Genomic DNA, 24,926 nt, shown 5'->3' on the forward strand with positions numbered 1-24,926 from the left:
CGCGACGAGCGCGGGTACGGCCCCTTCGTGCCGCCTCAGGCGCCCAGGGGTTCCACCGGGGCCGACGGCTGCGCCGGGGACTGCGAGGCGTCCGGGGGCGGGGTGCAGACCGTGTTCGCGGGCGGCACCTTCCCGTCCAGCAGGTAGGAGTTCACGGCGCCCTGCACGCACGGGTCGCCGCTGTTGTACGCCCCGTGCCCCTCGCCCTTGTACGTGAGCTCCACGCCGACGCCGGGGCCCAGCCGCTCGACCATCTTGCGGGCGCCCTCGTACGGGGTGGCCGGGTCGCCCGTGTTGCCGATCACCAGGATCGGGTCGGCTCCGGGGGCGGAGACGTCCGGGGTCGACGCGGTCCCGGGGACCGGCCAGCCGGTGCAGCTCATCATGGCCCAGCCGAGGAAGTCCCCGAAGACCGGGGAGGCGGCTCGGAAGGCGGGCAGCTTCGCCTTCGTCTGCTCCAGGGTGTAGCGGTCCTTGGAGTCGACGCAGTTGATCGCGGTGTTGGCGGCGCCGATGTTGCTGTAGTTGCCGTTCTGGTCACGGCCGTTGAGCGCGTCGGACAGGGCCATCAGCAGCTGCCCCTGGCCGCCCTCCGCCTCGTCCAGCCCCTGTTCCAGGAGCGGCCAGAGCTCCTGGGAGTAGAGGGCCTGGGCGATGCCGTTGGTGGCCGAGGACTCGGTCAGCATCCGGTCGCCGATCCCCGGGATGGGCTTGGCCGCCAGCTGCTTCTGCAGCTTGATGATGTTGTCCTCGATCTCCTTGGCGGTGCTTCCCTGGAGCCGGCACTCGTCGCCCCGGTCCACGCAGTCCTGCGCGAAGTTGCCGAGGGCCAGCTGGAAGCCCTTGGCCTGGCCGAGCGCCCCCTCCTCGGAGGTCGCCGTCGGGTCGACGACGGCGTCGAAGACGGCGCGGCCGACCTTGTCCGGGAAGAGGTGGGCGTAGACCCCGCCGAGCTCGGTCCCGTAGGAGATCCCGAAGTAGTTGAGCTTCTCGTCGCCGAGGGCCTGGCGGATCCGGTCGAGGTCGCGGGCGGCGTTCTCGGTGCCGACGTACGGGAGCACCTTCCCGGAGTTCGCCTCGCAGGCCTGCTGGTACTTGCGGGTGTTGTCGAGGTACTCCTTCACCGCCGCCGGGGTGTCGGGGGAGGAGTTCGAGGCGTAGTACGCGTCGAGCTGCTTGTCGTCCAGGCACAGGACGGGGGCGCTGCGGCCCACCCCGCGCGGGTCAAAGCTCACGAGGTCGTAGCGCTCGCGCAGGGCCTCGTACTCCTTGGCGGCGCCGGGCAGCGTGGTGATCCCGGACCCGCCGGGTCCGCCGAAGTTGAACACGAGCGAGCCGAGGCGCTCCTTCTGGTTCCTCGCCTTCGCCCGGATCAGGGCGAGAGGAATCGTTTCTCCTTCGGGGTCCGCGTAGTCGAGCGGCACGTGGAGCGTGGCGCACTGCCAGTCCTTGGGCGGTGCCTGCCCGCCCCCCTCGGCGGTGGTCGGAGCCTCGCAGTCCCCCCACTTCAGGGGTGGCGCCCCCTCGGTGCCGCCGGCCTTGGGCGTCTTCTCCTCCCCGCTGTCGGAACAGCCACTGGTACTGGCCGCTCCGGCCACGAGAGCGACGGCGACGGCGACCCGCAGGAGGTATTTGGGCATGTCACCATCCTGCGCGCCCCCGCCCGCCCCCGCCCGCGCGCTGACCCGTTCGGGTAGGCCGGGGAAGGTCCGCGTTTGCCGCCGCGCCGCCCGGCAGCCACCACCCCCAGCCCCGCCGGCGTTTGAGGCGCGGGCGCGGAGCGCCGTGCGGGTACGGTCACCCCCGCGGAGCGGAACGGGAAGGCGCGGGCGGGCCCGGCACATCCGCAGACCGAGCCGGAGGCTAGATCGCTTCCTTGCGGGTCAGGAAGTTGAACGAGATCCACCCCGGCAGCACCGGCAGCCAGAACGTCATCAGGCGGAACAGCAGCACCGCGGAGATCGCGACCTCCTTCTCCAGCCCCGCCGCCACCAGTCCCAGCGTCAGGGTGGCCTCCACCGCGCCCATGCCGCCCGGCGTCGGCGCGGCCGAGCCGAGCGCGTTGCCCGCGAGGAACACCACGGCGATGCTCGCGTAGCTGATGGCCTCGCCGCCCCCGAACGCCCGGATCGACGCGTCCAGGCACATCACGAAGCAGCCCGTCAGCAGCAGCATCCCGCCGATGCCCGTCACCAGTTTCTTCGGGCGCTGGAGCACGTCCAGCATGCGCGGCACCACGCCCGCGAACAGCGCCCGCACCCGAGTGACCACGAACTTCCGCATGAACGGGACCGCCGTCACCACCAGCACCAGGACCGCCACCGTCAGCAGCCCCGCGATGACCGCCCGGGACGGGGTCATCTCCGGGGTCTTCTCGGTCCCGGTCAGGTAGCCGAAGGAGAGCAGCAGCAGGATGTGGCTGGCCAGACCGAACAGCTGGGAGGCGCCGACGCTCGCCACCGCGAGCCCCGGCCGGATCCCCGCCCGCTGCAGGAAGCGCGTGTTCAGTGCGACACCGCCGACCGCCGCCGGGGCCACCAGCTTCACGAACGACCCCGCCACCTGGGCGACCACGGTGCGCGCGAACGACACCCGCTCGGGTACGAAGCCCAGCAGGCTCATGGCGGCCGCGAGGTAGCTGAGCGCCGAGAAGGCCAGCGCCGCACCCACCCAGCCCCACTCCGCGTCCGCGACGGTCTCGGCCAGGGGGACGTGCGCCAGCTGGGTGAGCAGGAAGTACGCACCGAACGCGCCCGCGATGAACGACACCAGGGTGCGCGGCCGGATCCGCTCCAGCCGGGCCGGCTCCACCGGCGCCTGCGGGCGGATCAGCAGCACCTGTTGGCGGATCTGGCTCAGCAGATCCTCCTCGCGGGCCTCGTCCAGCGCGTCGTCCAGGGCCCGCTTCTCGGCCTTGCGTTCCGCGGCGGCCGAGGTCGGGGCGCCTGCGGATCCCGCCTCGCGCGCGGCCTTCGCCGCCCGCGAGGACTCCAGTACGGCCTCCCGCTCGCGCTCCGCCCGCTCCCGCGCCAGCTTGCGCAGCGTGGCCCGCGTGGAACGGCTCAGCGCGATCGGCTGGAGCAGCGGCAGGCAGTCCGCCACGATGTCCGGGCCGAGCACCGACACCGCCGAGGCCACCGAGCGCTCCGCGCCGACCCGCAGGCCGAGGGTGGCCAGCAGCTGCGCGACGTCCATCCGGAGCACCAGGTCGCCGGCCGCGATCTCGCCGCCCCGCAGGTCGGTGAGGATGACGTTGCCGGAACGATCCACCACCAGCGCGTCCCCGGTCAGCCTGCGGTGCGCGATCCGCCGCGACTGCAGCGCACGCACCTGCTCCCAGGCGTTGCGGGTCAGGTCGTCGGTGATCTCCTCGTCGGGGAGGGAGTCCAGGGTCCGGCCGCCCAGGTGCTCGTAGACGAGCATCACGGCGTCCGGACCCAGCTCGGACGTGGCGATCAGCTTCGGCGCGTTCGCCCCGGCCGCGATGGCCGCGTACGCGAGGAGCGCCTCCTGTTCCAGGGCTTGGCGCAGCGACTGAAGGCTGCGGCGGGTGGTGATGCCGCGCAGGGTGAGCCGGCGCCAGACCCGGTAGAAGAAGCCCTGGGCCTGCTGCTCCCGGTCGACGACGGTGACGTCGAGCGGCGGACCGTCCTCCAGGGTGACGTGGTAGCGACGGCCGCGGTCGCCGGTCTCGGACGCATCGGGGCCCTCGGGCCCCTCGGCGCGCATCGCGCTGACCGGCTGGAAGCCGACGCGGCGCAGGCCGGCGAGGAGGTTCTGCCCGGTGGGGCGCACGTTGGGGGAGCCGACGGCGTAGAGGGTGCCGTAGGCCACGCTCCAGCCGATCAGCACGGTGAGGATGATCGAGAAGGGGGTGGTGTAGCCGTTGACCAGCATGGTGAAGGCGTTGAGCAGCAGGACCACCCACAGCGCGACGCGCCAGTGGGGCCTGCGGGTCATGCCCACCGCGGTCATGTACGCGATCACGGGCGCGAGGTAGCCGTGCACGGGATCGGTGAGGGCCCCGCCGCCCGCCGGGCGGGTGAGGGCGTCCTGGATGGTGTCGGGGGCGGCCTGGGAGACCCACAGGTCGGTGGCCAGGGTGACGCCGTGCGCGAGGACGGCCGCGAGCACGCCGTCGGCGATGCGCAGCCCGTCGCGTTTGATCAGCCGCTCGATCGCGAAGGCGACGGGGAGCAGCAGCACCGCGATGCTGGACACCAGCGCCGCGACCTTGATCAGCAGGTCCGGCGCCTGGCCGGTGCCCTTGCTGATGTCCTCCTCCAGGCCGACGGTGGTGCCGTGGGCGAAGGCGGCGATGCCGAGCAGGACGGCGATGCCGAGGATGCCGACGAGGAGGCGGACCAGGTCGGAGGGCCGGTGCACACGGGCGGCGAGCAGCGGTTCGTCGACCTCGACCCGGTCGGCGTCGGTCGGGGCGTGGCCGTGCGGGGCCTCCGCGTCCGCTTCGGCCTCGTTCTCGCCGTTGCCGTTGCCGTTGCCGTTGCCGTTGCGGTCCGTGTCGTCGGCGCCGGGGGCACGGCCGGCCGGCAGGCCCGGTGAGAGGTCCTCGGGGCGGTTCTGCGGGCGGGAGGCGGGGCCGCCGTCGGGGCGCGCGTCATCGTCCCCCGCCGCGCCTTCCGGAGGGCTCACACCCTGCTCCTTCGTCGTCACATCCGTCTCTTCTTGATCACGTATCACCAGTCACCGCCCGGAAGATGGTGGCACGGACCGAGGGGCCGCCGGGGCATCAGGGTGCGCGCCGGTCCGGAACCACAACTTCCACCGGCGGGTGGCCGGCGTACTGCACCATGTGCTGAATGAGTGAGGAGCTGCCCGCCTACGCGGAGCGCGTACTGGAGGCTGTCGAGCGTATTCCGCCCGGCCGGGTGATGACATACGGGGACGTCGCCGAATGGCTCGACGAGGGAGGACCGCGCCAGGTCGGGCGTGTCATGGCACTGTACGGGGGAGCCGTGCCCTGGTGGCGCGTGGTGCGCTCGGACGGCCTGCCGCTGCCCGGCCACGAGGCGCGCGCCCTGGAGCACTACCGGACGGAGGCCACGCCGCTGCGCCTGACAGCGGGCGGCGATCCCCGGCTGGACATGCGCCGGGCCCGCTGGGACGGATCCCCGGGACAGGACCCCGGACGGGACTCCGGAGAGGCCCCCGGACGGGACGGCTGACGCGACGAGGCTCACACATGACAGCTTCGGCCATGCGGCGCCGGGGCGGGCGATCGGGCGACCGCGCGAACGCCCGTCCGGGGTACCCCGGGAGACTGCGCGGTACGCGCCGGTTGCCGTAGCGTTGCCTCTTCGGCTTCCGCGCGAGCCGTCACGGCAGCACCGCCACACCCCGCAGACCCACCAGGACCGGCACCTCACGTGATCACCTCTTCCTCGGACCGCTCCGAACGGCGGCGTACGCGGACCCCCGACGCGTACCGCCTCGTGCGCACCGGGCCGGAACGGGTGGATCCCCCTGTGCTGGACGCAGCGCAGCGGGCGGTGGTTGACCACCCGGGCGGACCACTGCTGGTCCTGGCGGGCCCCGGCACCGGGAAGACGACGACGCTGGTCGAGGCCGTCGCCGCCCGCGTGGAAGCGGGTACGGACCCCTCCCGGATCCTGATCCTGACCTTCAGCCGCAAGGCGGCGGTCGAACTGCGCGACCGGGCGGCCCTGCGGCTCGGCGGCGCGCGCGCCCCGCAGGCCACCACCTTCCACTCCTTCTGCTACGGCCTGGTCCGCGCCCACCAGGACACCGACCTCTTCGCCGACCCGCTGCGGCTGCTCTCCGGACCCGAGCAGGACGTGATGGTCCGCACCCTGCTGGAGGGCCAGCGCCGGATCCGCTCGATCCGCTGGCCGGACGACCTGCGGGCCGCGCTGACCACCCGTGGTTTCGCCGACGAGGTCCGGGCCGTCCTCGCCCGCGCCCGCGAGCTGGGCCTCGGCCCGACGGCCCTCGCCGACTTCGCCGACCGCATCGGCCGCCCCGACTGGAAGGCGGCGGCGGCCTTCCTCTCCGAGTACCTCGACGTCCTGGACATCCAGGGCACGCTGGACTACGCGGAGCTCCTGCACCGCGCGGTCCTCCTCGCCGAGCGGACGCCGTCCCTGGCCTCGGACTACGACGTCGTCTTCGTGGACGAGTACCAGGACACGGACGCCTCGCAGCTGCGGCTGCTGCGGGCCCTGACCGGGCGCGGCGGCACGCTGGTCGCCTTCGGCGACCCGGACCAGTCGATCTACGCCTTCCGTGGCGCCGACATCAACAACGTGCTGGACTTCGAGTCCGCCTTCCCGGGCGCGGAGGTCAGGGCCCTGACGGTGGGCCGCCGCTCCGGCGCGGCCCTCCTGGAGGCGACCCGCCTCCTGACCACCCGCATGCCGCTGCCCCGCCTGCCCGCGGCCGCGGTCCGCGCGCACCGCGCCCTGCGCGCCACCCGCGAGGGCGGCCGGGTGGAGGTCTTCACGTACCCGACGGCCGGCGCCGAGCTGGACAACATCGCCGACGTCCTGCGCCGGGCCCACCTGGAGGACGGCGTGCCCTGGCAGGACATGGCCGTCCTGGTCCGCGCGGGCGGCCGCACCCTCCCGGCGATGCGCCGCGCCCTGATCGCGGCGGGAGTCCCGGTCGAGACGGACGGCACGGACACCCCGCTGCGCCACGAGCCGGCGGTGGCCCCCCTCCTGACGGCCCTGCGCCTCACGGCCACCCCCGCCGCCACCCTCCCGGGCAACCCCGGCCCCCAGCCGCAGCCGCAGCCGGACCCGGACCTCGCCGCCGGACCGGACGGCTCGCCCGCCCCGGGCGGGCCCGGTGAGCGGGCCGGCGCTGCCGTCCCGGCACCGGCCGCCGAGGCCGTTGACGAGGACGGGCCCGGTGCGGAGCCGCGCCACGCGGACACGGCCCCGGCAGCGGGCCTCGTAGCGCCTGCGGCCGACGGGTCGGGGGAGTACCCCGGCGAAGGCGACGCGGGCACGGGCGGGCGGCCCGGGGGTGCCGCAGACTTCGGAACGGGATCCGGGGAGGGTCCCGGAGAGTCCGCCGACCCCGACGGAGGCGTCGAGGCGGCGCTCACGCTGCTCGCCTCGCCGCTCGGCGGGATGGACGCCGCCGATCTGCGGCGGCTGGGCCGCGCCCTGCGCGACGAGGAGCGCGCCGCGGGCGTCAAGGTGCCCGCGCCCTCCGACGTCCTGCTCGCCCGCGCCCTCGCCGAGCCCGAACGCCTCACCGCGCACGACCCGGCGTACGCCCGCGGCGCGCAGCGCCTCGGCCTGCTCCTGCGCAAGGCCCGCGAGCTCCTCCAGGGCGGCGGCACCGCCGAAGAGGCCCTGTGGATCCTCTGGGACGGCACGCCCTGGCCCGACCGGCTGGAACGCCAGGCCCGCCGCGGCGGCTCCGCCGGCCGCAACGCCGACCGCGACCTCGACGCCGTCTGCGCCCTCTTCGACACCGCCGCCCGCGCCGAGGAGCGCACCGGCGGCAGCGGTGCGCTCAACTTCCTCGAACAACTGGAGGCGGAGGACATCGCCGCCGACACGTTGACGGCCCGCACCAGCCGCCCCGACGCGGTCCGGCTGATGACCGCCCACCGTTCCAAGGGCCTGGAGTGGTCCCTCGTGGTCGTCGCGGGCGTCCAGGAGGGCCTCTGGCCCGACCTCCGCCGCCGCGGCTCCCTCCTGGAGGCCGACCGCATCGGCCGCGACGGCCTCGCCGAGCCCCTCACCCCCGGAGCCCTCCTCGCCGAGGAACGGCGCCTCTTCTACGTCGCCGCCACCCGCGCCCGCGACCGCCTCGTCGTCACCGCCGTCAAGGCCCCCGCCGAGGACGGCGACCAGCCCTCCCGCCTCCTGACCGAGCTCGGCGTCACCCCGAAGGACGTCACCGGCCGGCCCCGACGCCCCCTCGCCGTCCCGGCGCTCGTCGCCGAACTGCGCGCCACCACCGTCGACCCGGACGCCTCGCCCGCCCTGCGCGACGCCGCCGCCCGCCGGCTCGCCCGCCTCGCCGCGCTCACCGACGACGAGGACCGCCCCCTGGTCCCCGCCGCGCACCCGCAGCGCTGGTGGGGCCTGTACGAGCCCACCCGCAGCAGCGTCCCGCTCCGCGACCGGGACCGGCCCGTCGCCCTCTCCGGCAGCGCCCTGGACCAGCTCGCCAACACCTGCTCCCTGCAGTGGTTCCTCGGCCGCGAGGTCAAGGCCGACGCCCCGTCCACCGCCGCCCAGGGCTTCGGCAACGTCGTCCACGTCCTCGCCGACGAGGTCGCCTCCGGCCGCACCCCCGCCGACCTGGCCGTCCTCATGGAACGCCTCGACACGGTGTGGGACGCGCTCGCCTTCGACGCACCCTGGAAGTCGGCCCAGGAGAAGGAGAACGCCCGCGCCGCCCTGGAACGCTTCCTGCGCTGGCACACCACCGACCGCGGCGGCCGGGCGGCCGTCGCCACGGAGCACGAGTTCGACGTCACCCTCGAAGCCGGCGACGTCGCCGTCCGCGTCCGCGGCTCCATGGACCGCGTCGAGGCGGACCCGCAGGGCCGCGCGTACGTCGTCGACTTCAAGACCGGCAAGTCCGCGCCCACCAAGGACGAGGTCGCCCGCCACCCCCAGCTCGCCGTCTACCAGCTCGCCGTCCGCGAGGGCGCCGTCGACGAGGTCTTCGACGGCGTGCGCCCCGCACCCGGCGGCGCCGAGCTCGTCCAGCTCCGCCAGGGCGCGGCGCAGCGCGACGGCGGTGAAGCGGTCCCCAAGGTCCAGGCCCAGCAGCCGCTCGACGGCGAGTGGGTCGGCGACCTGCTCGCCAACGCCGCCGGCCGGGTCCTGGACGAGCGCTTCGCCCCCGCCGCGGGCCGCCACTGCGACCACTGCTCCTTCCGCAGCTCGTGCAGCGCCCGCCCGGAGGGCCGCCAGACCGTCGAATGAACCGGCGCGCGGGCCCGGCGCTCCGGGGGTCCCGGCGGCCTCGGGGGCCTCGGCGGTCACCGGGCCCCGGCGGTCCGGCGGGCTCGGCGGTCGGGGCTGTCGGTGGAGGCGGCTAGCCTTTTTACGTGCCCGCGCGTGCGTCCGTACTGAGCGATCCCGAGCAGCTCAAAGAGCTCCTCGGGATCCCTTTCACGCCCGAACAGATGGCCTGCGTCACCGCCCCGCCCGCCCCGCAGGTCGTCGTCGCCGGCGCCGGATCCGGCAAGACCACCGTCATGGCCGCCCGCGTGGTCTGGCTCGTCGGCACCGGCCAGGTCGCGCCCGAGCAGGTCCTCGGCCTCACCTTCACCAACAAGGCCGCCGGCGAGCTGTCCGAGCGCGTGCGCACCGCCCTGGCGCGGGCCGGCATCACCGACCCGGACCCCTCCCCGGCCGACGCCGCGGCGGCCGGCGGGGAGCCGCGCATCTCCACCTACCACGCCTTCGCCGGCCAGCTCCTCAAGGACCACGGCCTGCGCATCGGCCTGGAGCCGAGCTCCCGCCTCCTCGCCGACGCCACCCGCTTCCAGCTCGCCGCGAAGGTGCTGCGCGACGCCCCCGGCCCCTACCCCTCGCTCACCAAGTCCGTCCCCGACCTCGTCGGAGACCTCCTCGCCCTCGACGCGGAACTCTCCGAGCACCTGGTCGACCCCGAGCACCTGCGCAGGTACGACACCGCGCTGCTGGACGTGCTCGCCGGCACCCGGCTCACCAACGAGGACCTGCGCAAGGTCCCCGAAGCCGTGCGCGGCCGCCTCGAACTGCTGGAACTCGTCGGCCGCTACCGAGCCGCCAAGCGCTCGCGCGACCTCTTCGACTTCAGCGACCAGATAGCCCTCTCCGCGCAGCTCGCCACCACCCGGCCCGAGGTCGGCGCGCTGCTGCGCGAGGAATTCCGGGTGGTCCTGCTCGACGAGTACCAGGACACCTCGGTCGCGCAGCGCCTGCTGCTGTCCGGACTGTTCGGCGCGGGCTCGGGCCACGCCGTCACCGCCGTGGGCGACCCCTGCCAGGCGATCTACGGCTGGCGCGGGGCCTCCGTGGCCAACCTCGACGACTTCCCGGAGCACTTCCCGCACGCCGACGGCACCCCCGCCACCCGGCTCTCCCTCAGCGAGAACCGGCGCAGCGGCGGCCGCCTCCTGGACCTCGCCAACGGGCTCGCCGCCCCGCTGCGCGCCATGCACGAGGGAGTGGAGGCCCTGCGCCCCGCGCCCGGGGCCGAGCACGTCGGGCAGGTCCGCTGCGCCCTGCTGGAGACCCACGCCCAGGAGCTGGAGTGGCTCGCCGACTCCGTCGCGCACCTCGTGCGCACGGGCACCGAGCCGCGCGAGATCGCCGTGCTGTGCCGGTCCGCCGGTGACTTCGCGCAGATCCAGGCCGTCCTCGTCGACCGGGACGTGCCGGTGGAGGTCGTCGGCCTGTCCGGGCTGCTGCACCTGCCCGAGGTCGCCGACCTCGTGGCCGTCTGCGAGGTCCTCCAGGACCCGGGCGCCAACGCCTCCCTCGTCCGGCTCCTCATCGGCCCGCGCTGGCGGATCGGCGCGCGCGACCTGGCCCTGCTGGGCCGCCGGGCGCGGCTCCTGGTGGGCCGTACGCCGGCCGGGGCCGACCCCGACGAACGGCTGGCGGCGGCCGTGGAGGGCGTGGACCCGGCCGAGATCGTCTCCCTGGCCGACGCCCTGGAGACCTTCCTCGACGGCGCCGGCCAGACCCCGGACGAACTGCCCTTCTCGGCGGAGGCCCGGGTCCGCTTCGCGCACCTCGCGCAGGAGCTCCGCGACCTGCGCCGGTCCCTCGCCGACCCGCTGATGGACGTCCTGCACCGGGTGCTGTCCGCCACCGGCCTCGAAGTGGAACTGTCCGCCTCCCCGCACGCGCTGGCGGCCCGCCGGCGCGAGACCCTGTCGAACTTCATGGACGTCGCGGCCGGGTTCGCCGCGCTCGACGGCGAGGCCACCCTGCTGGCCTTCCTGGCGTTCCTGCGCACGGCCGCCCAGTACGAGAAGGGCCTCGACCACGCCCTGCCGGGCGGCGAGAACACCGTGAAGGTGCTCACCGCCCACAAGTCCAAGGGCCTGGAATGGGACGTGGTGGTCGTCCCCGACCTGTGCGCGGGCTCCTTCCCGAAGGAGAAGGCCCCGGAGGCCTGGACCTCCTACGCCAAGGTCCTCCCGTACGCGCTGCGCGGCGACGCCCCCACCCTGCCCGCGGACCCGGACTGGACCTCGGCCGGCCTGAAGTCCTTCAAGGCCGCCCTCAAGCACCACAAGTCGGTGGAGGAGCTGCGCCTCGGCTACGTGACCTTCACCCGGCCCCGGTCCCTGCTGCTGGCCTCGGGCCACTGGTGGGGCCCGACCCAGAAGAAGCGCCGCGGCCCGTCGGAGTTCCTCACCGCGCTGTACGGGCACTGCGCGGCCGGCTTCGGCGAGATCGAGGCCTGGGCGGACGAGCCCGAGCCGGACGCGGAGAACCCGGCCCTCGCGGGCGAGTCCGCGGCCGAGCACTCCTGGCCGCTCCCGCTCGACCCGAACTCCCTCGCCCTGCGCCGCGCGGCGGCCGCCCTGGTCGAGTCCTACCTGGCGGCCCCGCCCCCGCCGGAACCGGACGACGCCTACCTCTGGCCCCCGGACTGCGAGGACCCCGCCTACGACGACGAGCCCTGGCCCCCGGACCCGGACGACCCCTGGCCCCCCGGCCCCGCCCCCCTGCGGGACGACCCGCCCGTCCTCCCGCGCCCGACGCAGCCGCCCGCCGGAGCGGACCCGACCCCTGCCGCCCTGCGTCCGCAGGGCGCCGCCGCCACGCCCGCCGCCGCCACGCCCGGCGCGGCCGCTCCCGACGCTGCCGTGCCCCGCGCGGCCGCTCCCGACGCTGCCGTGCCCCGCGCGGCCGCCCCCGGCGCGGCCCGGCCCGGGGAGCAGCCACCGGCGGTCACGGCCGCGAGCGATCCTGTCGACGACTGGGACACCGACGACCTCTGGGGCGACGCCACCCCGACCGCCGCCCCCGGCCGGGCCGTGCCCCACCCGCGCGACGCGCGGCCCACCGCCCCGGCGGCGGAGCCGCACTCCGCCGCCGGCACCCCGGCCCCCGGAAACGCGTGGGCCGACGAGGCCTGGGCCGCCGACCCCGCGGCCGAGCCGCGCTCCGGCGCCGGCACCCCGGCCCCCGGGGACGGGTGGGCCGACGAGGCCTGGGCCGCCGAGCCCGCGGCGGCGCGTGGCGCGCGGGGCGGCGAGGTCCGGACTGCAGACCCCGCCGGAGGCGAGCGGCTCACGCCCGAGGAGGCGCGCGCCATCACCTCCTGGGACCGGGACCTCGACGCCCTGGAGGGCGAGCTCCGCCGTGCCCGCGCGGCCGTCCGCGACGTGGAGCTGCCCCCCGCCCTCTCGGCCAGCCAGCTGCTCCGGCTCGCCGCCGACGAGCAGGGCTTCGTACGCGACCTCGCCCGCCCCATGCCCAAGCCCCCGCAGCCCGCGGCCCGCCAGGGCACCCGCTTCCACGCCTGGGTCGAGTCCCGCTTCGACGAACTCCCGCTGCCCTTCCTCGACGTCCTCGACCCCGTCGCCGACCTCCCCGGTGCCACCGGTTACGGCTATGGCTCCGGCCAGGACATCGCCGACGAGGCCGACCTCGAAGCCCTCAAGGCCGCCTTCGAACGCAGCCCGTACGCGGACCGCCCGCCCCACCGCATGGAGGCCCCGGTCCAGCTCACCCTCGCCGGCCGCGTCATCCGGGGCCGGATCGACGCCGTCTACCGGACCACCGACGACAACGGCGACGTCGCCTACGAGATCGTCGACTGGAAGACCGGCCGGACCACCGAGGCCGATCCGCTCCAGCTCGCCGTCTACCGCCTTGCCTGGGCCGAGGCCACGAACACCCCGCTCGACCGGGTCGCCGCGGCCTTCCTCCACGTCCGCAGCGGCCGTGTGATCCGCCCGCGCAACCTCCCCGGCAGGGCCCGTCTTGAGCGGATCCTCCAAGGCGAATCGGGCCCCGGCGGTGACCACCTGGCGGACGGCTAGGCTCGGGGCATGAGCGACACCCAGCCGGACAGCGTCGTCCGCACGTACATCGACACCCACCGCGCCGCGTTCCTCGACGACCTGGCCGAGTGGCTGCGCATCCCCTCCGTCTCGGCCCAGCCCGAGCACGCGGACGACGTACGCCGCAGCGCCGAATGGCTCGCGGCGAAGCTCAAGGAGACCGGCTTCCCGGTCGCCGAGGTCTGGGAGACCGCCGGCGCCCCGGCCGTCCACGCGTACTGGCCCAGCGAGGACCCGGACGCACCGACCGTCCTGGTCTACGGCCACCACGACGTACAGCCCGCCGCGCTCGCCGACGGCTGGCACACCGACCCGTTCGAGCCGGTCGTCCGCGACGGCCGCATGTACGCGCGCGGCGCCGCCGACGACAAGGGCCAGGTGTTCTTCCACACCCTGGGTGTCCGGGCGCACCTGGCGGCCACCGGCGCCGCCGCCCCCGCCGTCAACCTCAAGCTGATCGTCGAGGGCGAGGAGGAGTCCGGCTCCGCGCACTTCCGCGAGCTCGTCGAGACCCGCGCCGCCGAACTCGCCGCCGACGTCGTGATCGTCTCCGACACCGGCATGTGGTCCGAGACCACCCCCACCGTCTGTACCGGCATGCGCGGCGTCGCCGACTGCGAGATCGACCTGCACGGTCCCGACCAGGACATCCACTCCGGCGCGTTCGGCGGGGCCGTGCCCAACCCGGCCACCGCCGCCGCCCGCCTGGTCGCCGCCCTGCACGACGACGACGGGCGCGTCACCGTCCCCGGCTTCTACGACGGCATCGCCGAGCTCACCGACGCGGAGCGCGCGCTCATCGCGGAGCTGCCCTTCGACGAGTCCGAGTGGCTGCGCACGGCCAAGTCCCACGCCGCCGCCGGCGAGGCCGGGTACTCCACCCTGGAGCGCGTCTGGGCCCGCCCGACGGCCGAGGTCAACGGCATCGGCGGCGGCTACCAGGGCCCCGGCGGGAAGACCATCGTGCCCTCCTCCGCCCACGTGAAGCTGTCGTTCCGCCTGGTGTCCGGGCAGGACCCGTACGAGGTCGAGGCGGCCGTCGAGGAGTGGGTCGCGGCCCGGATCCCCGACGGAATCCGCCACTCCATCACCTTCGGCGCACCGACCCGCCCGTGTCTGACGCCGCTGGACCACCCGGCCCTGCAGTCCGTCGTACGGGCCATGGGCCGCGCCTTCGGCCAGAAGATCCGCTTCACCCGCGAGGGCGGCTCCGGACCCGCGGCCGACCTCCAGGACGTCCTCGGCGCGCCCGTCCTCTTCCTCGGCATCTCGGTGCCGTCCGACGGCTGGCACGCGCCGAACGAGAAGGTCGAGCTGGACCTGCTGCTCAAGGGCGTCGAGACGGCCGCGTACCTCTGGGGGGACCTGGCCGACGGCCTCCGCGGCCACCGCACGCCCCGCACACCCGCCTGACCGGCGCACACACCTGTCGTACCGAGCCTGCCTGTCCCACCACCGGGGGAGTTGGAAGTACCAGTGAGCACCCATACCGAGCGACCTCTCTCGCTCACCGCGCCGAGCGGGATCGACCGTGCCGCGCACCACCGCCTCGACGAGGCCTGGCTCGCCGCGGCCTGGAGCCACCCGACGACCCGCGTCTTCGTCGTCTCCGGCGGCCAGGTGCTGATCGACGACACCCCCGACGGCGGCACCGGCATCGTGATGACCCCGGCCTTCGAGGCCCCGGTCACCGAGACCCACCGCTACTTCCTGGGCACGGACGAGGACGGCGTACGGTACTTCGCGCTGCAGAAGGACGCCCTGCCCGGCCGCATGGACCAGTCGGCCCGCCCGGCCGGACTGCGCGAGGCCGGACTGCTGCTGAACGACCGCGACGCCGCCCTGATGGTCAACGCGGTCGCCCTGGAGAACTGGCAGCGGATGCACCGCTTCTGCTCCCGCTGCGGAGAGCGCACGGTGGTCGCGGCCGCGGGGCACATCCGGCGCTGCCCGGGCTGCGGCGCCGAGCACTACCCGCGCACCGACCCCGCCGTGATCATGCTGGTCACCGACGAGCACGACCGGGCGCTGCTGGGCCGCCAGGTGCACTGGCCGGAGGGCCGCTTCTCGACCCTCGCCGGCTTCGTCGAGCCAGGCGAGTCGATCGAGCAGTCCGTGGTCCGCGAGGTGTGGGAGGAAGCGGGCGTCCGGGTCGGGCGGGTCGAGTACGTGGCCAGCCAGCCGTGGCCGTTCCCGTACAGCCTGATGCTGGGCTTCAACGCCCGCGCGACCAGCTCCGAGATCACCGTGGACGGCGAGGAGATCCAGGAGGCCCGCTGGTTCTCCCGCGACGAGCTGCGCGCGGCGTTCGAGTCGGGCGAGGTGCTGCCCCCGTCCGGGATCTCCATCGCGGCCCGGCTGGTCGAGCTCTGGTACGGCGAACCGCTGCCCAGGGCCGCGGCGTAGCCCCGTTCCCCGCGTGACGTCCGTCACGAGCAGCAGGCCCCCGCCGGGGACGGCGGGGGCCTGCTGCGGACGGCGGGGAGCCCGCTCAGACGGCGAGGGCCTGCTTGACCTGGGCCAGGCTCGGGTTCGTCATGACGGACTCGTTGCCGGCGGCGGACTTCACGAGCACGGTGGGCACCGTCTGGTTCCCGCCGTTGGCCTTCTCGACGAACGCGGCGGACTCCGGGTCGAGCTCGATGTTGATCTCGTTGTACGCGATGCCTTCCCGGTCCAGCTGGGTCTTCAGCCGACGGCAGTAGCCGCACCAGGTCGTGCTGTACATCGTCACGGTGCCCGTGTCCTGCATGGTGCGCTCTCCTTCGTGAAGGCTCGGTGGTCCGAGTACACGAACGTACGGGACCGCACGGCCATTCCCGTACGTGCCCGTCCGCACCGCCGGTGTGACCGATACGACGAATCCGCACCCCCTGTGGACGGATTTCCCGCCCGGCTCACCCGACCTGGCAGCATGGCGGAGTGACAGCAGCAACGCACTCCTCCCCCTTCCCCGCCGACTCGGACTCGGCCGACGCGGTGCTCCTGGGCCTCGACCCGGAGCAGCGCCAGGTCGCGACGACCCTGCGCGGACCGGTGTGCGTGCTGGCCGGAGCCGGTACCGGCAAGACCCGGGCGATCACCCACCGCATCGCCTACGGCGTCCGGTCCGGGCAGCTCATGCCGGCCAGTGTGCTCGCCGTCACCTTCACCAACCGGGCCGCCGGCGAGATGCGCGGCCGCCTGCGCGCCCTCGGCGCGGGCGGGGTCCAGGCCCGCACCTTCCACTCGGCCGCCCTGCGCCAGCTCCAGTACTTCTGGCCGAAAGCCGTCGGCGGGGAGGTGCCCCGGCTGCTGGAGCGCAAGGTCCAGTTCGTCGCCGAGGCCGGCGCCCGCTGCCGCATCCGCCTCGACCGCGGCGAGCTGCGCGACGTGACCGGTGAGATCGAGTGGGCCAAGGTCACCCAGACGGTGCCCGCCGACTATCCCGCGGCCGCCCTCAAGGCGGGCCGCGAAGCCCCCCGGGACATGGCCGAGATCGCCCAGATCTACGGGACGTACGAACAGCTCAAGCGCGACCGCGGAATGATCGACTTCGAGGACGTGCTGCTCCTGACCGTCGGCATCCTCCAGGACCGCCACGACATCGCCGAGCAGATCCGCGGCCAGTACCAGCACTTCGTCGTCGACGAGTACCAGGACGTCAGCCCGCTCCAGCAGCGCCTGCTCGAACTGTGGCTCGGCGAGCGCGACAGCCTCTGCGTCGTCGGCGACGCCAGCCAGACCATCTACTCCTTCACCGGCGCCACCCCCGACCACCTGCTGAACTTCCGCACGCGCCACCCGCAGGCCACGGTCGTCAAGCTGGTCCGCGACTACCGCTCCACCCCGCAGGTGGTGCACCTCGCCAACGGGCTGCTGAAACAGGCCAGGGGGCGGGCCGCCGAGCACCGCCTCGAACTGGTCTCCCAGCGCGAGAGCGGCCCCGACCCCCTCTACGCCGAGTACGCCGACGAGCCCGCCGAGGCCGAGGGCGTCGCCCGCCGGATCCGCGACCTGATCGCCGCGGGCGTGCCGGCGGGCGAGATCGCCGTGCTCTTCCGCATCAACGCCCAGTCCGAGGTCTACGAGCAGGCCCTCGCCGATGCCGGGGTGCCCTACCAGCTGCGCGGGGCCGAGCGGTTCTTCGAGCGCCAGGAGGTCCAGAAGGCTATCCTCGCGCTGCGCGGAGCGGCCCGGTCCGGCGGGAACGACCCCCTGCTGGAGGACGTCGTCGACCTGGGCGCCCAGGTCCGGGCCGTGCTCAGCTCCACGGGCTGGACCACGGAGCCGCCCGCCGGTTCCGGCGCCGTGCGCGACCAGTGGGAATCGGTGGCCGCGCTGCTCCGGCTCGCCGAGGACTTCGCCCGCGGCCGGCCCGGCGCCACCCTGGCGGACCTCACGGTCGAGCTGGACGAGCGCAGGGCCGCCCAGCACGCCCCGACCGTCCAGGGCGTCACCCTGGCCTCGCTGCACGCGGCGAAGGGCCTGGAGTGGGACGCCGTGTTCCTCGTCGGCCTCACCGACGGCATGATCCCGATCACCTACGCCAAGACCGACGAACAGGTCGAGGAGGAGCGGCGGCTGCTCTACGTCGGCGTCACGCGGGCCCGCCTGCACCTGACGCTCTCCTGGGCGCTCTCCCGCACCCCCGGGGGAAGGGCCTCCCGGCGCCCCAGCCGCTTCCTGAACGGCCTGCGGCCGGGCTCCGCGGCCCCGGCGGCCCGGGCCGGCTCCGAGGGCGAGCGAGGGGCCCCCAAGCGCGGCCGGCGGGGGCCGGCGCGCTGCCGGGTCTGCGGCAGGACGCTGACCGAGGCGGGCGAGCTGAAGCTGATGCGCTGCGAGGACTGTCCGTCCGACATGGACGAGGGGCTCTACGAGCGGCTGCGGGACTGGCGCGCCGCCCGGTCGAAGGAGCAGGGCCTGCCCGCCTACTGCGTCTTCACGGACAAGACACTGATGGCGATCGCAGAGGCCGCGCCCTCCGAGGCCGGGGAGCTTGCGATGATCTCCGGGGTGGGTGGCCGCAAGCTCGACCGGTACGGGGCCGATGTCCTGGCCATCTGCGCAGGTCAGGAGCCTGAGGGCGAGGATCCTGACGATGCGTAGAAACTCGTCGGAAAAATAGTTTGCACATGCCCAGCGAAGACCCATAGGTTCTTAGCAACGGAAACGGTGGCTTCTCCGAAGCCCGGGATCCGTGCTGTACTTATCCGAATACGCATGGGACAGGCCCTCGGGCCGAGTCCCCGAGACGCCGAGAGGAGGCGAGACCAGTGACCAGCTTCATGACCTTCACCAAGATGACCGATCGCTCGGTCGATGCTTCCTGCCTGCTCGGTTCCGTCTCCGCTCTGGGTACCGGTGCGTCCGCGATTTCCGCCGGCGCCCCCGCCCTGCTCGCGACCCTTGCGGTCAGTGAGCGCAATGAGCGACCGACCCAGGCACCGGTGGCAGTACTGGCAGCAGAAGCCAAGGCGCATGGCGCCTATGGATTCGCCGCCGCGGCCGGTGCCGGATCCCTGAAGAAGCAGACGAAGCAGCAGCACCACCTGATGTGGGCCTTCCGTGGGCTCGAACCCTGGAGTGATCCAGCCTGATCGCATGATCAGGCCGGCGCCTTCAGGGCCGCGGAACCCCACCCGGGATCCGCGGCCCTTCTGTTTGTCCCCGACCGGGGACACGACAGAGAAGGGGCCTCGGGACTGGCAGGACCAGGTACCAGCCGCACCCGGCCGACCGGCCGGAACGACTAGCCGAACAAGACGAGGAAGAAAACACCGTGCAACTCGAAGCGCACGCCCCGTCCGTACCGCAGACCCACACGATCTCCCCGCCCGCAGTCCCGGAGGACCACACCTTGACCCCGCTCACCGCGCTGACCGCGCTCGACGACGCCATCGAGAACCTCGGCGTCCCGGTTCCCTGCCGCACCTTCGACCCCGAGGTCTTCTTCGCCGAGTCCCCGGCCGACGTCGAGTACGCGAAGTCCCTCTGCCGCACCTGCCCGCTGGTCGAGGCCTGCCTCGCCGGAGCGGTCGAGCGCCGCGAGCCCTGGGGTGTCTGGGGTGGCGAGCTCTTCGTCCAGGGTGTCGTCGTAGCCCGGAAGCGCCCCCGTGGCCGTCCGCGCAAGAACCCGGTCGTCTCGGCATGACCGCCCTCGGAACCATCGACCGCCCCCTGACGCACGACCCCCTGAAGCAGGCCCTCATGACCGCCCACACCACGAGCGAGCAGCCCCACGGCGCCGCCCACGCAGACTTCATCACCGCCGGCGCGATCACCTCGCGTCAGAACAGGACCCGCGAAATGCAACTCATCCCAGAAGCCCTGGCTCGTGCCCATATGGACGACCGCATGCGTGAGGTGGACGCCGAGCGTCACGCCGTCCGCCTGGTCGCCGCGCGCCGCATGCAGCGGCGGGCCGAGCGCGTCTCCATGCGCGCCCGGCGCGCACTGGCCATGGCCGTCATGCACTAAGAGCTGAAGAGCAGCGTCCCGGGGGGACCGGTCCGAACGGACCGGTCCCCCCGGTGCGTTGCGCGGGCCCGCACACGCCGGCGGAGGTATCGTCCGGAGGTGGACCAGCCGACTTCCCAGCCCGACCCGTCGGAATCCGAGGCCCAGCCCGTCGTCTGCGCGCGCTGCGGCAAAGAGTCCCCCGGCGGGGCCCCGCCCACCTGGACCTGTTCGGTGGAGAACGGGACCAGAGAGTACTTCTGCGTCGATTGCGCCCGCGCCAACCTCAGGGCGATCGAGGGCAGGCTCGACTCCTCCTGGTGGTGACGGCCCGCGCCGTCACTGCTCGGACGCGAACCCGGGCAGCCAGGTGTCCAGTTCGTCGCGCAGCCGCACCGTCGCGCCCAGCTGGCACAGCACACCGATGGTGCTCAGCGTCACCCGGTGGATCAGCAGGTACGAGGGCGGCAGGTTGATCTGCCGGCCCAACTGGTGCGCGGGGGAGCGGGGGTCGGCGATCCGCGCCGCCTGACCGCGCAGCCACGGCCGGGTGAAGGTGAACTCCTCGGCCTCGGCGGGCTCGATGATCGGCTTGAGGTAGTCCAGCACGGCGTCCGGGTCCAGCTCGACGGACTCCTTCACGAACCCCTCCGCGCACAGGTGGCCGTAGACCCCCTCGGCGTCGCCGTCCAGCGTCATCCGCAGGGACCGGCCGATGGGCCTGGGCCAGCCCCCGGGCAGCCGGTCGACCGTGCCGAAGTCAAGGACGCCCAGCCGCATCCGGCCGTCCGCCCCCGGTATCAGCCGGAAGTTGCCGGGGTGCGGATCGGCGTGCAGCAGACCCGTGCGCGCGGGACCGGAGAAGAGGAACCGGGCCAGCAACTGCCCGGCGCGGTCGCGCTCCTCCTCGGTGCCGTCGGCGATCACCTCCGACAGCGGGGTCCCGTCCAGCCACTCGGTCACGAGCACCTGGTCGCCCTGGTGCACCACGTCGGGGACGACCACGTCCGGGTCGTCCGTGAAGGCGTCCGCGTGCGTCCGCTGGGCCTCGGCCTCCAGCTCGTAGTCGAGCTCCTCCGAGACCCGGTCGCGCAACTCCTTGATCAGCGGCTTGATCTCCATGCCGGGAACCAGCGGCCCCAGCAGCCCCGCGAACCGGCCCAGCTGCTTCAGGTCCGACAGCAGCGCCTCGCCGGCCCCCGGGTACTGCACCTTGACCGCCACCTGCCGGCCGTCGTGCCACACCGCCCGGTGCACCTGCCCGATCGACGCCGCCGCGGCCGGCTTGTCCTCGAACTCCTCGAACAGGTCCCGCCAGTCGGTGCCCAGACGGTCCGCCAGCACCTGGTGCACCGTCGCCGCGGGCAGCGGCGGGGCCGCCTCCTGGAGCTTGGTCAGCGCCGCCCGGTAGGGCCCCGCGACCTCCTCGGGCAGCGCCGACTCGAAGACCGACAGGGCCTGCCCGAACTTCATCGCGCCGCCCTTCAGTTCCCCGAGAGTGCGGAACAACTGCTCGGCCGTGCGCTGCTGGAGCTCGCGCGCCACGATCTCGGCGGACTTGCCGCCGATCCGCTTGCCCAGGCCCCAGGTGACCCGACCCGCGATGCCGATCGGCAGCGCGGCCAGCTTGACGGTACGGGTGACCGCCTTCCGGGGAAGATCAGACATGCCGCCCCCTCCATTTCCCAGACAGCTGCGCCGCAAGCGGCGGTTCGGCAGAAACCCTCGGTCCCGAAGCATCCTGTCACGGCCCTCCCGGCGGGTTCGCTCCCGATCCTCCCCCCGGGGCCCGCCCGGCCGGCTGGAGCCGCGGCGCGCTCTCCGCGGCCGCGCCGCAGGGGCAGTCGGGGTGGGGGCGGACCGGAGCCGACTCCCACCGCAGGACGGGCAGGGCCGCCTCACACCGGGCGCCCGTGGAAGCGGGCAGCTGCCCGTCGAGGAAGGCGAGCGCGTGGGCCGCGGCCAGCCCGGCCACCGCCGTGGACAGGCCCAGGTCGCACGACGCGCTCCCGCGGCGGCGGTGCGACGAACGCCACTGCACGAGCATCCTCGGCCAGGCCGCGTCCCGCTCCACCCGGTCGCGCTCCATGCACCCGGCGCACGCCGTCGTCCCCGGCAGCACCAGCGGCCCCACCAGGCCCGTCCCCTCCACCACCCCCGCGTACAGGTGGGGGATCCCGGAGGCGACCCAGTCGGCCGCGGTGTCCGGATCCGGGGCCCAGGCGTCCAGCCCGTCCCTCGGCGCGACCACCACCAGCGCCAGCCCGGGCTCCGGACCCTCCTCCTGCCCGGCCCGCGGACCCGGCCCCGGGGCGGCGGAGCGGACCACGGCCGCCGCCGCCTCGGACCGCATCCGGCCCACGCTCGCGGGACCCAGCCCGCCCGGTGCCACATCGGCCGGCTCCACCCGGCCCCCGTCGAGCACCTCGACCCGCCCCACGCCCGCTCCCGCCAGGACCGCCGCGATGGCCGCGCCCACCCGGCCGCCCCCGCGCACCCGGACCCGTATCGCCCGGCGGGCCGCGATCCCCCGTAAGTCCCCGCCGGGCTCACGGTGGACCAGCGAGAGCGAACCCAGGTCCGGGCCCAGCCGCTCCAGGGTCTCCGGATGCCTGCGCAGCGCCTGAGCCCGCGGGCCGCCCGCGGTGGCGTCGTCGAGCAGACCGGCCCCCGCCAGCCGCCTGACCAGGGCGTCGGCCAGGCCGTCCGGCAGCCCCATGCGGGTGGCCTCGGCCCGCAGCAGCTCCATCCCCCGCGTCCCGTCGATCCGGTCGATGAACGCACCCGTCGCCGTGTCCACGGGGCCCAGCACCACCGCGTGCGCCGGAGTCACCCCGAACTGAACCGTCTGCAGATCCCGCCAGGCCCGTGCCAGTGCCGGCTTCACCCTCGGAAACATCTCCGACCCCCTCGATATCGGTGCGCACTCGCACCGCCCATTTCCCGCTCCCGGCAACAGTGCCCCGCCGCCGGAATCCGTGCGGAAAGTTGTCCACAGGCAGGAGGTATTCGGCATATGAGGTGAAGAACAATGCCGTTTGGGGCACCGGCTGCGAACCGCCCGTGTTCGAACCCCGGACGAGCGGGACTTCCGCCACCGGCACCGGGTAACGTCGTGGCGTGTCCGCCGACCCACCGCAGCGCGCCGTCGAAGTCCGCCGGAGCGCGCGCCGCCGCAGGACCGTATCCGCCTATCGCGAGGGTGACCGTACGGTCGTCCTGATCCCTGCCCGGATGTCCGAGGCGGAGGAGCAGCGCTGGGTGGGCGTCATGCTCGACAAGCTGGCCGCCCAGGAGAGCAGGCGCACCCTCGGGGACGCGGAACTCACCGAACGCGCCGAGCGTTTGTCCGAGCAGTACTTCGACGGACGCGCCCGCCCCCGCTCGGTCCGCTGGGTCACCAACCAGAACACCCGCTGGGGCTCCTGCACCCCGGCCGAAGGCAGCATCCGGCTCTCGCACCGCCTCCAGGGCATGCCGGAGTACGTCGTCGACTACGTACTCCTGCACGAGCTGGCCCACCTCCTCGTGCCCGGCCACGGCCCCCGCTTCTGGGCGCTGCTGGAGGCCTACCCGCGCACCGAGCGGGCCCGGGGCTACCTGGAGGGCGTGGTCGCCGCCGACCGCCTGCCGACGGTCCCCACCGCCCGCGAGGAGTGACCCCGCCGGCCGGGGCGCACCGGCCGGTACGGCCCGTCATGTCACACAGCGTGATGTGTACCGGGTTGGTACCGGCTTGGCCGGATGTCGGCAGATGCCGTTAGCCTGTGCGGCACGAATGCTCAGTCGGGATGGGGGACGTCGTTACGCATGGCAAGGGAATTCCAACGCGGCCACAAGGCCAAGGTCAGTGATCTCACAGCGGGCACCGATCTGTACGTAGGCGTTCAGATCGCCGGGCCCGGGCTCACCTTCGACATCAGCTGTTTCGGCCTGGACGCCAATGAGCAGCTCTCGGACGACCGTTACTTCGTCTTCTTCAATCAGCCGAAGTCGCCGGAAGAGTCCATTCAGCTGCTCGGCGCGCAGTCCGGCGACACGGAGTCCTTCCGGGTGACCCTGGACCGCGTCCCGGCGTCCATCCACAAGCTGTCCTTCACCGCCACCATCGACGGTGCCGGACAGATGTCGCAGATCGGCCCGGGCTACATCCGGATCGTGGCCGGCGGCGAAGAGGTGGTCCGGTACGCGTTCACCGGCTCGGAGTTCAGCACCGAGCGGGCCGTGATGCTCGGCGACTTCTACCTGAAGGACGTGTGGCGCTTCGCCGCCGTCGGCCAGGGCTTCGACGGCGGGCTCGACGCCCTCCTGAAGAACTTCGGCGGCGAGGTCGCCGAGGAGCAGGACCAGCCGCAGCAGCAGGCCCCGGCGACCGGCGCCCCCGGCTTCGCCCCGCCCCCGCAGGCGGCCGCACCCGCTCCGGCCCCGTCCTTCGGCGCCCCCGCTCCGGCCCCGCAGGCCCCGGCTCCCGCCCCGTCGTTCGGCGCGCCCGTCCAGGCCCCCGCCCCGGCCGCCCCCCAGCCCCCGCAGTACCAGCAGCCCGCGGCCCCTGCCCCGGTGCACGCCGCGCCCACCATGGCCGCGCCCCTGGCCCCGCCGGCCCCCGCGCCCTACGGCCAGCCGCCGCAGCAGCCCTCGTACGGCCAGGTCCCCGGCCAGTACCCGGGCCAGGTGCCGCCGCCCGCCCCTGCCCCCGCTCCCTACGGGCAGCAGCCGGGCTACGGCCAGGTTCCGGGCCAGATGCCCGGGCAGGTCCCCGGCCAGCAGCCCGGCTACGCCCCGCAGGCCGCCGCCCCCGCGGCCGGCCTCGCCGCGGCGCTCCAGCCGTACAAGGAGGCCCCGACCGGCGCCCGCTGGACCCCGCAGAACCAGCAGCTCATGCGCGTCGACCTCTCGATGGGCGGCCAGGCCGTCCTGGCCCGCCAGGGCAGCATGGTCCTGTACCAGGGCAAGGTCGACTTCAGCTACAAGGGCGCCGGCTTCGCCGGCCGCATCGTCGGCAACGCCACCGGCCAGGAGATGCAGCTGATGCGCTGCACCGGCCGCGGCCAGGTCTTCCTCGCCGAGAACGGCGCCCACCTGCACGCCATCGAGCTCCAGGGCGACGCCATCTGCGTCTCCGCGGAGAACGTCCTCGCCTTCGACGAGTCCCTCCAGCACGAGGTCCGCCGGATCGAGGGCCACGGCATCCCCGGCGGCGCCCTGTTCACCATGCAGTTCCAGGGCACCGGCACGGTGATCGTCAAGACCCACGGCATCCCGGTGGTCCTGCCCGTCACCCCGACCACCTTCGCGGACAGCAACGCCATCGTGGCGTGGTCGGCGGCCTCGCAGGTGATCATCTCCAGCCAGGTCCGGCTGCGGCGCAACGCCTACCCCGGCCACAGCGGGGAGACCGTGAACCTCCAGTTCCGCGGCGCTCCCGGCAACTTCATCGTCGTCCAGCCGTACGAGGTCTGAG

At 74.1% G+C, this 24,926-nt stretch carries 17 protein-coding genes; 12 read left to right on the plus strand and 5 right to left on the minus strand.

The genetic code is table 11. The features are described from left to right. Positions 1-35: 35 nt before the first annotated feature. A complete protein-coding gene (locus AB0O53_RS09800) occupies positions 36-1,640 on the minus strand; it encodes an alpha/beta hydrolase (protein WP_350988010.1) in 1,605 nt (534 codons plus the stop codon). Between the two features lie 223 nt (positions 1,641-1,863). Beyond that, on the minus strand, positions 1,864-4,653 hold the full coding sequence (locus AB0O53_RS09805) for a lysylphosphatidylglycerol synthase transmembrane domain-containing protein (RefSeq protein WP_365194379.1): 2,790 nt from the start codon (positions 4,651-4,653) through the stop codon (positions 1,864-1,866). A gap of 167 nt (positions 4,654-4,820) precedes the next feature. On the opposite strand from AB0O53_RS09805, the gene AB0O53_RS09810 reads away from it, so the two are divergent. The 5 genes from AB0O53_RS09810 (at position 4,821) to nudC (ending at position 15,433) form a co-directional block, all read left to right on the plus strand. Then, the gene (locus tag AB0O53_RS09810; RefSeq protein ID WP_350988008.1) at positions 4,821-5,186 is read left to right on the plus strand and encodes an MGMT family protein; all 366 of its coding nucleotides are present in this window, start codon (positions 4,821-4,823) and stop codon (positions 5,184-5,186) included. A 201-nt stretch (positions 5,187-5,387) separates the two neighbouring features. Next, positions 5,388-8,936, plus strand: coding sequence for an ATP-dependent helicase (locus AB0O53_RS09815; RefSeq protein ID WP_365194382.1), 3,549 nt, complete (start codon positions 5,388-5,390; stop codon positions 8,934-8,936). 125 nt (positions 8,937-9,061) lie between these two features. After that, positions 9,062-13,006 (plus strand): UvrD-helicase domain-containing protein, encoded by a 3,945-nt coding sequence (locus AB0O53_RS09820; RefSeq protein ID WP_365194384.1) that lies wholly within the window; start codon positions 9,062-9,064, stop codon positions 13,004-13,006. Positions 13,007-13,015: 9 nt separating this feature from the next. After that, a complete protein-coding gene (locus AB0O53_RS09825) occupies positions 13,016-14,440 on the plus strand; it encodes a dipeptidase (protein WP_350988005.1) in 1,425 nt (474 codons plus the stop codon). A 51-nt stretch (positions 14,441-14,491) separates the two neighbouring features. After that, positions 14,492-15,433 (plus strand): NAD(+) diphosphatase, encoded by a 942-nt coding sequence (gene nudC, locus AB0O53_RS09830; RefSeq protein WP_350988004.1) that lies wholly within the window; start codon positions 14,492-14,494, stop codon positions 15,431-15,433. Between the two features lie 85 nt (positions 15,434-15,518). Here nudC and AB0O53_RS09835 read toward each other — a convergent pair whose 3' ends face one another. Beyond that, complete coding sequence (locus AB0O53_RS09835; protein WP_030772737.1) at positions 15,519-15,779, minus strand: mycoredoxin; 261 nt, start codon at positions 15,777-15,779, stop codon at positions 15,519-15,521. Between the two features lie 170 nt (positions 15,780-15,949). On the opposite strand from AB0O53_RS09835, the gene AB0O53_RS09840 reads away from it, so the two are divergent. The 5 genes from AB0O53_RS09840 (at position 15,950) to AB0O53_RS09860 (ending at position 19,792) form a co-directional block, all read left to right on the plus strand. Then, positions 15,950-18,115 (plus strand): ATP-dependent DNA helicase UvrD2, encoded by a 2,166-nt coding sequence (locus AB0O53_RS09840; RefSeq protein ID WP_365194389.1) that lies wholly within the window; start codon positions 15,950-15,952, stop codon positions 18,113-18,115. Positions 18,116-18,282: 167 nt separating this feature from the next. Next, positions 18,283-18,606: a hypothetical protein gene (locus tag AB0O53_RS09845; RefSeq protein WP_381896078.1), complete on the plus strand. Its 324-nt coding sequence runs from the start codon at positions 18,283-18,285 to the stop codon at positions 18,604-18,606. 182 nt (positions 18,607-18,788) lie between these two features. Further along, positions 18,789-19,160 (plus strand): WhiB family transcriptional regulator, encoded by a 372-nt coding sequence (locus AB0O53_RS09850; RefSeq protein ID WP_030962495.1) that lies wholly within the window; start codon positions 18,789-18,791, stop codon positions 19,158-19,160. Continuing rightward, a complete protein-coding gene (locus AB0O53_RS09855) occupies positions 19,157-19,486 on the plus strand; it encodes a putative WhiB-interacting protein (RefSeq protein WP_350988002.1) in 330 nt (109 codons plus the stop codon). The genes AB0O53_RS09850 and AB0O53_RS09855 overlap by 4 nt, the downstream gene beginning before the upstream one ends. 99 nt (positions 19,487-19,585) lie before the next feature. After that, on the plus strand, positions 19,586-19,792 hold the full coding sequence (locus AB0O53_RS09860) for a hypothetical protein (protein ID WP_350988001.1): 207 nt from the start codon (positions 19,586-19,588) through the stop codon (positions 19,790-19,792). 12 nt (positions 19,793-19,804) lie between these two features. On the opposite strand, the gene AB0O53_RS09865 is transcribed toward AB0O53_RS09860, so the two are convergent. Together AB0O53_RS09865 and AB0O53_RS09870 are read right to left on the minus strand one after the other, a co-directional pair. Then, positions 19,805-21,133 (minus strand): ABC1 kinase family protein, encoded by a 1,329-nt coding sequence (locus tag AB0O53_RS09865; protein ID WP_365194393.1) that lies wholly within the window; start codon positions 21,131-21,133, stop codon positions 19,805-19,807. 76 nt (positions 21,134-21,209) lie between these two features. Next, positions 21,210-22,364: a ThiF family adenylyltransferase gene (locus AB0O53_RS09870; RefSeq protein WP_350987999.1), complete on the minus strand. Its 1,155-nt coding sequence runs from the start codon at positions 22,362-22,364 to the stop codon at positions 21,210-21,212. A gap of 221 nt (positions 22,365-22,585) precedes the next feature. On the opposite strand from AB0O53_RS09870, the gene AB0O53_RS09875 reads away from it, so the two are divergent. Both AB0O53_RS09875 and AB0O53_RS09880 read left to right on the plus strand, forming a co-directional pair. Continuing rightward, complete coding sequence (locus AB0O53_RS09875; protein ID WP_350987998.1) at positions 22,586-23,125, plus strand: M48 metallopeptidase family protein; 540 nt, start codon at positions 22,586-22,588, stop codon at positions 23,123-23,125. A gap of 150 nt (positions 23,126-23,275) precedes the next feature. Continuing rightward, entirely contained in the window at positions 23,276-24,925 is a 1,650-nt protein-coding gene (locus tag AB0O53_RS09880; protein ID WP_350987997.1) for a TerD family protein, read from the plus strand. Position 24,926: the final 1 nt, after the last annotated feature.

The sequence above is a fragment of the Streptomyces erythrochromogenes genome (genome assembly GCF_040684695.1).
Taxonomy (GTDB): Bacteria; Actinomycetota; Actinomycetes; order Streptomycetales; family Streptomycetaceae; genus Streptomyces; species Streptomyces erythrochromogenes_C.